The sequence below is a fragment of the Halovibrio variabilis genome (assembly GCF_007991175.1).
In the GTDB taxonomy this organism is placed as follows: domain Bacteria; phylum Pseudomonadota; class Gammaproteobacteria; order Pseudomonadales; family Halomonadaceae; genus Vreelandella; species Vreelandella variabilis.
The window spans coordinates 417,848-430,642 of the sequence record NZ_BJXV01000001.1 but is presented as its reverse complement, the minus strand read 5'-3'; the positions used below and the strand labels follow the sequence as shown (position 1 = coordinate 430,642).

The 12,795-nt window shown below is 53.0% G+C and carries 12 protein-coding genes; all 12 read right to left on the bottom strand.

All coding sequences use genetic code 11. The features are described 5' to 3' along the window. Positions 1 to 99: 99 nt before the first annotated feature. Complete coding sequence (locus HVA01_RS01860; RefSeq protein ID WP_146872819.1) at positions 100 to 1,113, bottom strand: AI-2E family transporter; 1,014 nt, start codon at positions 1,111 to 1,113, stop codon at positions 100 to 102. A gap of 208 nt (positions 1,114 to 1,321) precedes the next feature. Continuing rightward, positions 1,322 to 2,344, bottom strand: coding sequence for a tryptophan--tRNA ligase (locus tag HVA01_RS01855; RefSeq protein WP_146872818.1), 1,023 nt, complete (start codon positions 2,342 to 2,344; stop codon positions 1,322 to 1,324). Positions 2,345 to 2,411: 67 nt separating this feature from the next. Next, positions 2,412 to 4,835, bottom strand: a complete 2,424-nt coding sequence (locus HVA01_RS01850; protein WP_146872817.1) for a hypothetical protein — start codon at positions 4,833 to 4,835, stop codon at positions 2,412 to 2,414. 11 nt (positions 4,836 to 4,846) lie between these two features. Next, positions 4,847 to 5,320 carry a PilW family protein gene (locus HVA01_RS01845; protein WP_146872816.1) on the bottom strand — a complete coding sequence of 158 codons (474 nt, stop codon included), beginning with the start codon at positions 5,318 to 5,320 and terminating at the stop codon, positions 4,847 to 4,849. After that, positions 5,317 to 5,757, bottom strand: coding sequence for a type IV pilus modification protein PilV (gene pilV, locus HVA01_RS01840; RefSeq protein ID WP_146872815.1), 441 nt, complete (start codon positions 5,755 to 5,757; stop codon positions 5,317 to 5,319). The genes HVA01_RS01845 and pilV overlap by 4 nt, the downstream gene beginning before the upstream one ends. After that, positions 5,757 to 6,278 carry a GspH/FimT family pseudopilin gene (locus HVA01_RS01835; protein ID WP_146872814.1) on the bottom strand — a complete coding sequence of 174 codons (522 nt, stop codon included), beginning with the start codon at positions 6,276 to 6,278 and terminating at the stop codon, positions 5,757 to 5,759. Before HVA01_RS01835 ends, pilV begins: the two co-directional genes overlap by 1 nt. Next, positions 6,247 to 6,663, bottom strand: a complete 417-nt coding sequence (locus tag HVA01_RS01830) for a type IV pilin protein (protein WP_281288457.1) — start codon at positions 6,661 to 6,663, stop codon at positions 6,247 to 6,249. Before HVA01_RS01830 ends, HVA01_RS01835 begins: the two co-directional genes overlap by 32 nt. Before the next feature lie 81 nt (positions 6,664 to 6,744). Beyond that, positions 6,745 to 7,770 (bottom strand): 4-hydroxy-3-methylbut-2-enyl diphosphate reductase, encoded by a 1,026-nt coding sequence (gene ispH / locus HVA01_RS01825; protein ID WP_246129385.1) that lies wholly within the window; start codon positions 7,768 to 7,770, stop codon positions 6,745 to 6,747. Between the two features lie 68 nt (positions 7,771 to 7,838). Beyond that, a complete protein-coding gene (gene fkpB, locus HVA01_RS01820) occupies positions 7,839 to 8,285 on the bottom strand; it encodes an FKBP-type peptidyl-prolyl cis-trans isomerase (RefSeq protein WP_146872812.1) in 447 nt (148 codons plus the stop codon). A gap of 19 nt (positions 8,286 to 8,304) precedes the next feature. Further along, a complete protein-coding gene (lspA, locus tag HVA01_RS01815) occupies positions 8,305 to 8,829 on the bottom strand; it encodes a signal peptidase II (RefSeq protein ID WP_246129382.1) in 525 nt (174 codons plus the stop codon). Then, positions 8,822 to 11,683, bottom strand: a complete 2,862-nt coding sequence (ileS, locus tag HVA01_RS01810) for an isoleucine--tRNA ligase (protein WP_146872811.1) — start codon at positions 11,681 to 11,683, stop codon at positions 8,822 to 8,824. Before ileS ends, lspA begins: the two co-directional genes overlap by 8 nt. Next, positions 11,667 to 12,734, bottom strand: coding sequence for a bifunctional riboflavin kinase/FAD synthetase (gene ribF / locus HVA01_RS01805; RefSeq protein WP_146872810.1), 1,068 nt, complete (start codon positions 12,732 to 12,734; stop codon positions 11,667 to 11,669). The genes ileS and ribF overlap by 17 nt, the downstream gene beginning before the upstream one ends. Positions 12,735 to 12,795: the final 61 nt, after the last annotated feature.

The window sequence follows — 12,795 nt, the reverse complement described above, 5'->3', positions numbered from 1 at the left end:
AGGCGTCTTAACCAGCGTGAATAATGCACACAAGCTTAACCCTGGCACTAAAGATCGTACAATTATTTATATTGCGGTGTTTATTACGTTTTGATCTAGCTACTGCGTTTCTTCTTCGCGGGTGACGTAAAGGCGGTTAACCAATACAAACACCACCACCGTTAGCGGCGCGGCCAATATTAACCCGGCCACGCCAAACAGCGTGCTTGCCGCAAACAGCGAAAATAGCAGCAGCGCCGGAGGCAGGTGAACGGCGCGCTGCTGTACCAGCGGTTGCAAAATATTGCCCTCTATTTGCTGAATAATCGTATACACGATCAGTACCAACAGCGTGGTTTGAGGACTTACCGTGAAGGCAAGTAACAGCGCCGGGATAGCGGCGATGAGCGGACCCACCAAGGGCACAAAGTCCAGTAGGCCAGCAATCAGCCCCAAGCCCAGCGGGGCTGGCACGCCTAACAGCCACATGCTCACCCCCACTAATAGCCCGGTTACCACCATAGCGACCAACTGCCCACCCAGCCAAAACCGCAGCGCCTTGCCGCTTTCATCCAGCGCCTCAGCCAAACGTGGCCGGTTTTTAATCGGCGCCAGTAGCAATAAACCACGGCGATAAAGGCCAGGCTGTGCAGCAAAATAAACCATACCGACAATAAGCGCGAAGAAGCTGACGATACTGCCTCCCATCGAGACCACGACCATCCCGACCTGAGAAATACCGTTGCCTAACAGGCTAGCTGCCCGCTCGGCGGCATTATTAAACAATGGCGCTAGCTGTGTTCCTTCCAAGCGTTCCTGCAGCTGTTGCCACGCATCGGGTATCAAGGTAGTTAGCGATTCCAGCTCAGCAGACACCTGCGCGCCAAATGCCCAGCTAACTAAGGCTAGCGTCAGGGTTAACACAATTAACACCGTTAAAAGCGCTAACCAACGTGGCACGCCTCGCCTTAAAAGCGGTGTCATGCACGTTTGCAACACACAGGCGCCTACCACTGCCCCAAAAATTAACACCAGCAGGCCAACAAGCTGCCAAAGCACTAACGCAACAACCATCAACGTTAATACAATCAAAGCACACTCGGTAAATACCTGATGTCGGTACGTCGATCGCATTACGTATTTCCTTTGTCGGTGCTTTGCTATCGCCAAGCGGTTGTCAAAAAGGTGAACGTGCTTGACCTGTGTGACACGCACTATAGAACATTAGCCTGCTTCTGCCGCACGCCCAAAACCAGCGAAGCCCCTTCCGGCGGAAGAGGCTTCGTTATTACAGCTGTTTCATTACAGACGTGTTGCTACTGGCATTGCCAAGACTCGGGGTTTAAACGAACCGCCCCAAGCCAACCGCTGAGCGCAAACGATCCATTCTCACTGCCGCCTCTTCCCGCGCCCGTTCAGCACCTTTTTGCAGCACCGCTTCAATATGAGCGGGGTCTTGCATCAGTGCATTGTAGCGTTCACGGGGGGCGCTCAAGTGAGCATTCAAGTATGCAAATACCTGATTTTTAGCATCGCCCCAGCCAATGCCGTTGGCATACTGCTCGCGTAAACTCGCGGTCTCTTCTGCGGCGGCAAAGGCTGAATAAATTTGGAACAGCGTGCAGGTGTCGGGGTCCTTCGGCTCACCAGGCTCCAGGGAGTTAGTCTTAATCTTACGTACCAGCTTCTGTAGCTTTTTCTCGGGGGCAAACAGCGGAATCGTATTGTCGTAGCTTTTGGACATCTTCCGACCGTCCAAGCCGTTCAGCAGCTGTATCTTGTCGTCTACCACCGCCTCAGGGAGAACAAAGTGCTGGCCTTTGTAAAGGTGGTTAAAGCGCCCGGCAATATCGCGGGCCATTTCGATATGCTGAATTTGGTCGCGCCCTACCGGCACCTTGTTGGCATTGAACATTAAAATGTCTGCAGCCATCAGCACAGGGTAGCCAAACAGCCCCATGGTGATGCCTTTATCAGCGTCTTGGTTCTCAGCCTCTTCGTTTTCTGCAACGGCGGCTTTGTAGGCATGGGCGCGGTTCATCAGGCCCTTGGCACACACGCAGGAGAGCATCCAGGTAAGCTCGGGGATTTCCGCGATATCCGACTGACGATAGAAAATGGCATTGTCGGTATCCAGCCCCAGCGCCAGCCACGTGGCAGCAATTTCCAGGCGCGATTCCTGCACCCGCTTGGGGTCGGGGCACTTGATCAGGGCGTGGTAGTCCGCCATAAAATAGAACGACTGCACACTGGGGTCTTGGCTCGCCTCAATAGCGGGTTTAATCGCCCCCACGTAGTTACCAAGATGGGGGGTGCCAGTGGTAGTGATACCGGTAAGGACACGGGTTTTGGCGGTCTGGCTCATGGTTTTAGGCTCTTCGGCAAATACCGCTATGATAACGTGCACTCGGGCACGTGGCGAACGGATCACATCATTGCCAATCAATTAACGACCATGTAATCAATCCATCACTAGGAACGCCACAACTTCCCCAACTTTCTTTCTCATCTTCATTCAGTAAGTTGAACGCAGTTCTTAGCACCTGCTCATTATAGTTAAAATCGTTGCTTCCTCCACCGCTAAATTCAATATTGGCTGGACTAAACTCCATTTCATTACGGCTGTACGGAGCGATCAGTAACCCACCATTAAAATCGCTTCCACCACCCCCTTTTTGAGTAAAGTTACCCAGCACAATCATTAGCCCGTTGAAAGCCGGATTCCCACCTCCATTATAGTTGCCATTTACTACCAAAACTCCTGCACCAGAAACATTATTAGCATCGACATCGCCATTTACGAAGGTAATTTTTTCATCGCCTATACTTCCAAAAACAGCATTATTCCCACTGACGCCATTGAAGGTATCATCAGCTTTATTTCTTAGTAACTCGATAAAATTATCGAAGTTTTCAGCACTTTCTCCGCGATCAAATAAACCACCTGGGATACCCTCAACTATATCCCCATTAGCAGTGCTAGCGCTGGAAAACTTTTCCGCATCGCCAGTGGCAACTGTAATATCAGGCACTTTTTCTGAACCATTAAACTCTGCACGAGAAGAAGGTAAACTCAAACGCCCCACCGGGCTGACGATAGTTAAAGGTGATATATCAGCAAAACTACACCACTGTGCGTTAGAAGCTATCGTCCCGATTGCCACATCAGCATAAGCTCGATCATAGTGTATTGAACCACCACCACTCAGATTGAGTATATTTGAAAAAACACGTCCCATTAAACGTGCTGAGCCGGTAATATTTACACCTCCAGATGGCGCTAACAGCTCGCCATACATATCACCATCGGATGCCATATCGATAGCATTACCAGTACCTTCATATAGCGAGATAAATGAGAATGCCGGGATAGACCTCCCACCTACATCAACAACCGGGTCGAAACCATTCATATCAAAAACGTTAGACCCTTTCAAAGAGACCTTTCCTTTTGAAACTATACGTAAAGCTGCGCCATCACGTAATGTAATGGCATTAGCGTCACCCCAAAGCTCTAAAGCCACATTTGAATCCGCAATGATTATAGTCGGCTCTTCTAAGACTAGACCATTACCACCTATCTTCAAGCGATTAACGTGGAAAACTTCAAATCCGTTAACATTCTTAGATTCACCTAGCACATCTGAACTTGTTGGACCATTATTACTCACCGCGTCAACATTTTTCGGATTACTGCTAAACTGGTAATCTTCGTAAAACTGACCCAAACCGTACTCTGGACAAGCTTCATTCTCTCTGACAATCTTCAACCCCTCACTTAAAAAACTTTCAAAATCAACATCTGGGTTTCGGTTGCTTATCTCCCCTTCAACTCTATTTCCTATCTCTGTATAAATATTTGGAGATGTCGCACCGCCACCAATTGCGTAGGATGTATCTGCTCTAATGCTGCCATCTGGCTGCAATGCATTTACTCCCCCCCAATTACCCAACACTTGAATACTATTATTTGCAAAAACATCGCCATCCACCCGTGTTCCTACCCGAAAGAACACATTATTCTCAGAATATAAACTGCCTGTTATTAATGCACTGTTCCCCTCAAGTGATACATCCCCAACCGCATAGACATTACCATCAATAGGCATTGTATTATTTACTTCTATTCGACCTGCAGAATAAATATCACCTGTTACTCCTGGCGCACTCCCCATATTAAAAAGTAAATCGCTATTTTCATGGAGAGCTATCAGTGAAGCCTTTCCACCGCTATTCTTCCCAACACCATAGGCACCTTTCCGAGAATCAAAACTATCAATTGCAACGCCTCCTCCACCTTGCAAATTAGCGCCATAGCAGGTGATGACACCCTCACTTAACAGGCCTTCGCCGTCTGTCTTCTCAATATTATAGCGGTAAACAACCGATGAATCACGTAGTGCACTATTACGTAAACCTCGATCACGTGATGTGATGGTGACTGTTTTATCTTGTGTATTAACTTCAAAAGTTAATTCTAGATTGGTTAATAGATCTCTTTTTATAGCATCCTGCTCACTCTCTTCTAGCTCTGCAAAATTGCCAGGAAGCAAATCATTAATAAAATCATTTAACGTACGGTCTCTTAAAACTCCTGCTAGCTCAACCCCCTGCAGTTTTCCGCCACCCATTTCAAGGCGCTCAGCAAGATAGCTTTCACGGGAAGCCTGGTTTGAATCACTGGCTAAGGCGGCTAATATGCTGTCTGATGTCATCTGAGCCTGCGTCGAGGCTCGATAATTACCTGCCAAACGCTCATCAATCAACGCACTCTGCATACCTGACATACCTAACATCAACGCGCCCGAGAGAAGCGCCATAACAATCACTAACGCTGCACCTTGTTGCTGCTTCATGAGGCTGGCCTTTATTGTGTGATTACTTTATTCCGCTCGCTGATGGTGAAGGTGATTCGATCGCACGTCTCACTCACGTCTTCTCGGCAATCACCAATAGGCAACGTAATTAAGCGAGATACTACTGTATCGCCTTTGGATTCAAAAAGCGCCGGGCAGGCTTTCTCGTCATCAACTTGGGCAAGATCAACTAGAGGCTGATTTTCAACCTCGTCCTGCAAAACACAATAATAACGTGTTCTGCTGTCAGAGCTTCGCGCATCTGGAACGATAGCGTAGTTTCCAATATCTCCTTTACGACCTGCTTCTGTCAGAGTACTTACCACAAAAATTAATGACTCTTGTTTACGACTGATCTTGTCAACGGTTTGAAACGTTTGAAAGGTCGTTAAAAAAAGTTGACCAGCGCCCAGGATAATCACCGTGCCGATGACCATTGCGACCATTAGCTCCACTAGGGTAAACCCGTATTGGCGCTGTTTCATTGCGGTGCCTCAAGCCTTGGGAGACGGAAGGTGTAGTCGAATTGGTCATTCTCATCATTGTTCAGCACCACCACTACAGTAAATTGGCATTCGTCTTCGCCGCGGCCTCTTTCGATGCTGCTTTCGCCACCATTCTCATTACGCAAAGGCTTCGAGTCACTATCGGCAAACCAGTCATCTTTCCATCGTTCCTGAAACTCTTCTAGGTTGATATTTACGCAGCTATCAACTTCGTCTTTTGCCAACTCAGCCCAGAGCCGCTCCTGAGCATCCACAGCGGCGACGCTTGCCACCGAGCGTTGGTAGCCAGCGGTGGCACTCTGCAATGCTTTTAACTGCATAGCCGCTACACCAATGAGACCAATGGAGAGAACCAAAAGCGCGATTAGGGCCTCTAATAATGAAAATCCTCGCTGTCGCAATCTGGACTGCCCCATTAGCTGCAAGCCTCTTCTTGTTCTCGTTCATCCTTTGTGAGGCTTCGTACACGCCCTAGCCCATTAACAAGAATGATACGGCAATCTTCTAACCTCGAATGGTCTAGCCTGATTTCACAATCGCTACTACCGCAATTTACAGCTTTACCAAGCCCCTCAAATTTTACCGTTATATTAGCATCCAACTGTATAGAGCTGTTGCCTACGGCATTTCTCGTCTGCGCCAAGGTGTCGTTATCGTCTTCAGGCTTGACGCTAAAGCGCCAGCTATCATCGTTCTTCTCAATCTTAAAATTGACTTCAATACGCTGTGTAATCGCTTGGCTACGGGTGTAATTTAGTCCTGACAACACTGTATTCGCATCGCTTGCCAGTTGCTGGCGAGCGATAAAATTGGAGAATGACGGCACCGCGATAGTGGCGAGAATCGCCGCGATGGCCAACGTAATCATTAGCTCAATCAGCGTGAAGCCGCGGTTTAGCATAGAATCACCAGCAATCCGGGCCACCCTCTGAGCCATTCGGCTTTCTTTCGCCCCGCGCTGTTAATGTGAGGTTCTCACTGCAGCCGTCGTTCTGTTCAGTGCTCGCCGTTAATGTGTAACCACCCCCAGTAGCGGTATCAACCGTAATGGCATAATTCTTGTGGGGCGACTCATCAGGAATGTTACAGCCAGCGTAAGAATAAGTGCTTGTATAGCAGCGCTCTAGCTGCGAAGCAGCCTGCATAAGGCCCGCGTGAGCATCGGTTCGCACTGATTTTTGCACGTAGCGGGTATAACTGGGGTAGGCAATGGCGGCAATGATGCCGATGATGACGACCACGATCATCAGCTCAATCAGGGTGAAGCCGCGCTGGCCATTCAGCAAAGAACGGCCAGAGAAGGGATGAGAAACATAGGACACGCAGCGCTGCTCCTGTATTAGTTGGCTCATACCGTTTCAGTATGTCGCAAACTCATACGCATTGCATCCGCTGCTGATTGCTTAGCTGCTGGCAATCACCTTTTCACGCAGCTCTTTTGGCATAGAGAAGGTGATGGTTTCTTCACGACCTTGTAGCTCTTCGGGTAACGCAGCCCCCATGCTTTGCAGCTTGGCAATGACGCCTTTTACCAGCACTTCCGGGGCACTGGCACCCGCGGTAATGCCTATACGCGCGACATTTTCAAGCCACTGGGAGTCGATCTGATCGGCGTTATCGATCAAGTAGGCGGGTGTGCCCATGCGCTCCGAGAGTTCCTGTAAGCGGTTGGAATTTGAGCTGTTGGGGCTACCCACTACCAGCATTAGATCGCTTTGGGCGGCTAACTCGCGCACGGCATCCTGGCGATTTTGCGTGGCGTAGCAGATATCGTCATTGCGCGGCCCCTGAATCTCGGCGAACTTATCGCGCAGCGCACCGATCACCTTGGCGGTGTCATCCATCGACAGCGTGGTTTGGGTCACAAAGGCCAGCTTGGAAGGATCATTCACCTCTAGCTTAGCGACGTCTTGCTCGTCTTCAACCAAGTAGATACGCCCACCGTGGGAGGTATCGTAACGCCCCATGGTGCCTTCGACTTCCGGGTGGCCTTCATGGCCGATCAAGATGCATTCCTGACCACGCTTGGCGTAGCGCAACACTTCCAGGTGCACTTTGGTTACCAGCGGGCAGGTGGCATCAAACACTTTCAAGCCACGCCGCTCAGCGTCGGCTTGCACCGCCTGGGAAACGCCGTGGGCAGAGAAAATCACAATGACGTCATCCGGCACTTCGTCGAGCTCTTCGACGAATACGGCCCCACGGGCGCGCAGCGTTTCGACCACAAAGCGGTTATGGACGACCTCGTGGCGCACATAAATGGGCGGACCGAACACATCCAGTGCGCGGTTGACGATGTCGATCGCGCGATCAACACCGGCGCAAAAGCCGCGCGGATTAGCCAACTTGATCTGTATGGGCTGTGACGGCCCTGATGGCTGGGTGCTTGTTGGCTGAGTACTTGTTGACTGCGTACTGGGTAAATTCATAGGAGCGCCTTGATGCGATATCGCATCTGCTTTAGTGAATTCGACTGCCGCCAGGTGGTGGGCTGAGCTTAATGGGTAGTCACCGGTTTAACCTCTAACACTTCGACTTCAAACGTCAGTGTACGACCTGATAACGGATGATTGAAGTCTACCTCGATACGATCACCGTCGATGGTTTTGACCACGCCGGGCAGTTCCGTTCCCGCTTTATCGGCAAACGACATCACCATACCAATTTCCGCCTCTTGATCGCCAAAATCCTTACGCTTCAGCGTTTGAATATTCTGCGGGTTGTGCTGGCCAAAAGCGTGTTCAGGGGTTATCTGAAAGGTACCCTCCTGACCTGCGGCCATGCCTTTAATCGGGTGTTCAAAGCCGGGCGGCAGGTTACCGTCACCATATTCAAACGTGGCCGGGGCTTTGTCTTTGGTGGAGTCCACCAAGGTGCCGTCTTCAAGCTTTAAGGTGAAGTGCAACGTCACTTCCATGCCGTCATCGATTAAATAGTCGCTCATTACAGCTCTCAATAGTCAGTTAATGCGAAGCGCTGTGCGTCTTTTTACGCCGCCGCTCACCCATAATAGATTCCCAAATTAACGCCACCGCCCCTAGGGTAATCGCGATATCCGCCACGTTAAACGCCGGGTAGTACCACCCGGCGGCGTGGAAGGAGAGAAAGTCGATCACATAGCCGTGTACCAGGCGATCGTAGAGATTCCCCAGGGCACCACCGATAATCAGCGGTAGCGCTATCGCCAGTAGCTTTTCGTCATGTTTGATGCGCGAGAGCCAGACCGTTAGGCCCACGCTGGCGCCAATGGCAATAATGGCGAAGAACCAGCGCTGCCAGCCGGGATGCGTGGCTAAAAAGCTGAACGCCGCGCCGGTATTGTGCAGCAGGGTCAGGTTAAAGAACGGCAGCACCTCGACCGGCTGCGCATAGCTCAACTGGCTACTGGCTATGTACTTGGTGACCAAATCCAACACGATCACCGCCACTGCTAGCCACAGCCAGCGCAGCGGCCGCTGCATCGTCGCCCGCGCGCCTGTATCAGGCATAGTAGCGAACCTCACCGCTGCCTTCGGGGAGGTTGCTGATACAGCGGCCACATAGATCCACATGATCAGCATGCGTTCCGACGTCAGGGCGATGGTGCCAGCAGCGCTCGCACTTGGTGTTGTCGCTGGCTTTAACCGCCACTTTCAAGCTGTCTAGCTCAGTGCCTTCGGCAGCGCCTGCTTGTGCATCAGAAAGAGGCTTAAGCGTGACTTCGCTGGTCAGCATCACAAAGCGCAGCTCATCGCCCAGCTTGGCCAGCGTCGCTTTCAGCTCATCACTTACGTACAGCGTCACCTCGGCTGCCAGGCTGCCTTTGATGACTTTGGCGTTCCGGGCGTCTTCCAGGCACTTGTTGACCGAGTGCTTGACCTCCAGCACCTGCTCCCAAAAAGCCCTGCCCAGCTCGGCGTCGTCTTCGAGGCTACCCAGCTCAGTGTAGTAGGTCTCCAGCAGCACACTGTCGCCGCGCTTACCGGGGATATTCTCGTGGATTTCCTCGGCAGTGAAGGAGAGAATCGGCGCGATCCAGCGGCTCAGCGCTTCCACCACGTGATACAGCGCGGTTTGCGCACTGCGCCGCGCCAGCGAATCGGTCTGTGTGGTGTACTGGCGGTCTTTGATAACGTCTAGATAGAAGCCACCCAATTCCCGGGCGCAGAAGCCGTGCACCTGCTGGTATACATCCAGAAAACGGTACTCTTCATAGGCGGTTTCGATCCGCGCCTGCAACTGAAAGGCGCGGTCCACCACCCACTGATCCAGCGCCAGCATATCGCCAAAGGCGACTTTATTACGTTCCGGGTCGAAGCCGTTAAGGTTCGAGAGCAGGAAGCGGGCGGTGTTACGAATCCGCCGATACACATCGGAGGTGCGCTTCAAAATCTCGTCAGAGACCGCCATTTCACCGGAATAATCGGTGGAGGCAACCCACAAACGCAGAATGTCGCCGCCCAGTTTATCCATCACTTCTTGCGGCGCGACCACGTTGCCCAGCGACTTGGACTGCTTGCGGCCCTGGGAATCAACGGTAAAGCCGTGGGTCAGCAGTTGGCGATACGGCGGATGGCCGTCAATCGCCGAGCCGGTCAGCAGCGACGAGTGGAACCAGCCGCGGTGCTGGTCAGAGCCTTCTAAGTACAGATCAGCCCGCGGGCCGGTTTCGTGGCCATGGGGGTGCGAGCCGCGCAGTACGTGGCGGTGCGTGGTGCCGGAATCAAACCAGACATCCAGCGTATCGGTGACCTTATCGTAATCCGCCGCTTCTGCACCCAGTAGCTCTGCTGGTTCGAGCTTGAACCAGGCGTCGATGCCTTCTTGCTCAACGCGTTTGGCGGCCTCTTCCATCAGCCCAACGGTGCCTGGGTGCAGCTCGCCGGTTTGTTTGTGTAAGAAGAACGGGATCGGCACGCCCCAGTTGCGCTGGCGTGAGATACACCAGTCCGGGCGATTGGCGATCATGCTATGCAGGCGCGCCTGGCCCCAAGCGGGGGTAAACGCCGTTGCTTGGATGCCTTCCAGAGCACGCTCGCGCAAGGTTTTACCGTCGTTACCTTTAATATCCATGCCCACAAACCACTGCGCGGTGGCACGGTAGATTACCGGGGTTTTGTGCCGCCAGCAGTGCATATAGCTGTGGGTAATGACTTTGTGCGCCATCAGCGCGCCCACTTCGCCAAGTTTCTCAACAATATGCGGGTTGGCTTTCCAGATCATCTGGCCGCCGAAAAACGGCAGGTCATCGGCGTAAACGCCATTGCCCTGCACAGGGTTGAGCATGTCGTCGAACTCCATGCCATGCTCACGGCAGGTGATAAAGTCGTCCATACCGTAAGAGGGTGCCGAGTGCACAATACCGGTACTGCCCACTTCAGACTCGACGTAATCGGCTAGATAGACCGGCGACAAGCGATCGTAGAACGGGTGGCGGAAGTTGATTAAATCCAGCGTTTCGCCTTTTGCGGTGGCGATCACCTCACCGGTTAGCTCATAGCGCTCAAGGCAGCTTTCCACCAGCTCTTCAGCCAGCAGTAACAGGCGCTCACCGGTATCTACCAGCGCATAGGTGAACTCGGGGTGAACATTTAGTGCCTGGTTGGCCGGAATGGTCCAAGGCGTGGTGGTCCAGATGACCACGGCAGCAGGCTTGGCAAGCTCGCTTAGGCCAAAGGCCGCGGCCAGTTTATCGGCGTCTTCCACCGGGAAAGCGACGTCGATGGCGTCGGACTTTTTATCGGCGTACTCGACTTCGGCCTCCGCCAGCGCCGAGCCACAATCAAAGCACCAGTTGACCGGCTTCAAGCCTTTAAATACATAGCCCGCTTCGACCATCTCCGCCAGGGCACGAATCTCACCCGCTTCGTTGGCGAAGTCCATGCTGCGGTAAGGGTGATCCCAATCGCCGATGATGCCCAAGCGCACAAAGTCAGCCAGCTGGGTTTCGATTTGCGCGCCGGCGTATTCACGGCACAGCTCGCGGGCATGTGCTGGCGCCAGGTGCTTGCCGTGGGTGGTTTCTACTTTGTGCTCAATGGGCAAACCGTGGCAGTCCCAGCCCGGCACATAGGGGGCATCGAAACCGGCTAAGTTTTTCGACTTGACGATAATATCTTTGAGGATTTTATTAACGGCGTGACCAATATGAATACTGCCGTTGGCGTAGGGAGGGCCATCGTGCAGCACAAACAACGGCGCGCCCGCGCGTGCTTCACGCAGGCGCTGGTAAATGTTCATATCCTGCCATTTTGAAACGCGCCCCGGCTCTTGCTTCGGCAGCATGCCGCGCATGGGAAAATCAGTTTCAGGCAAATTCAGCGTGTGCTTGTAATCCATAGTCCGGTCAGCCGTCGTTAGCATCAGCGGGGTTTCCCGCCGAGGGAGAATCAGAAGGAATCGTATTTGAAGACGCCGCATTTGAAGACATGTCCTCACGCCCAAGCGGGGCAGAGGCTAGCGGAAGCGAATAGTCATGCTTACCCACCATCGCCGCAAAATACTGGCGAGCGCGGGCTTGGTCATGTTCAATTTGCGTTTTCAGCGCGTCAAGGTCGTCAAACTTAACCTCGCCCCGCAGGCGTGTGCAGGGGTATACCGTCATCCGCTGGCCATACAGGTCGCCCTTGAAGTCCAGCAGGTGTACTTCTAGCGTTGGCCGTTTTGCCCCCACCGTAGGGCGAAAGCCGACATTGGCCACCGCCGGGTGGCGCTCGCCATTTTCAAGTTCCGCCACCACCGCGAACACGCCGCGCAGCGTTAGTGGCTGGGGCATCAATGGCAAGTTAGCCGTCGGTACGCCAATGGTGCGCCCCAGCTGCTGGTCGCGCACCACGCGGCCGTGCAACGAATAAGGGCGCCCCAGCAAACGCGCGGCGGCGGAAAAGTTACCGCTGGCAAGCAAAGTACGTACCCGCGAACTGGACACCCGCTCATTATCCACGGTGAAGGTGCGGGTATGTTCAACGCCAAACTCCTGTGCGCCCCCGACCTCCGCCAGCAGCGCGAAATCGCCGCGGCGATCGCAGCCAAAGCGGAAGTCGTCGCCCACGACCAAGTGCTTAACGCCCAGCCCTTCAATCAACACCTGGTCGATAAATTCACGCCCGGTAAGGCTGCGCAGTGAATCGTTGAACGGCAGGCATAACACTTGTTCCGCGCCGAAATCGCGCAGTAGCCGCACCTTTTCGCGCAGCCGGGTTAACCGCGGCGGCGCCTGGTCACCGGCGAAAAACTCCCGCGGTTGGGGCTCAAACACCACCACTGTTAGCGGTACACTCCAGCGCGCCGCGTGTTCACGGCACTGCTGCAGAATGGCTTGATGGCCGCGGTGCACCCCATCGAAGTTGCCGATAGTGGCAACGCAGCCACGATGAGCCGCTTTCAAGTTGTGCAGACCTCGAATGACGCGCATGGCACCTCAGCCGTTGGAAGGACGATAAAGCCCCTGATTATAACGAACCCGCCCGCTAGGG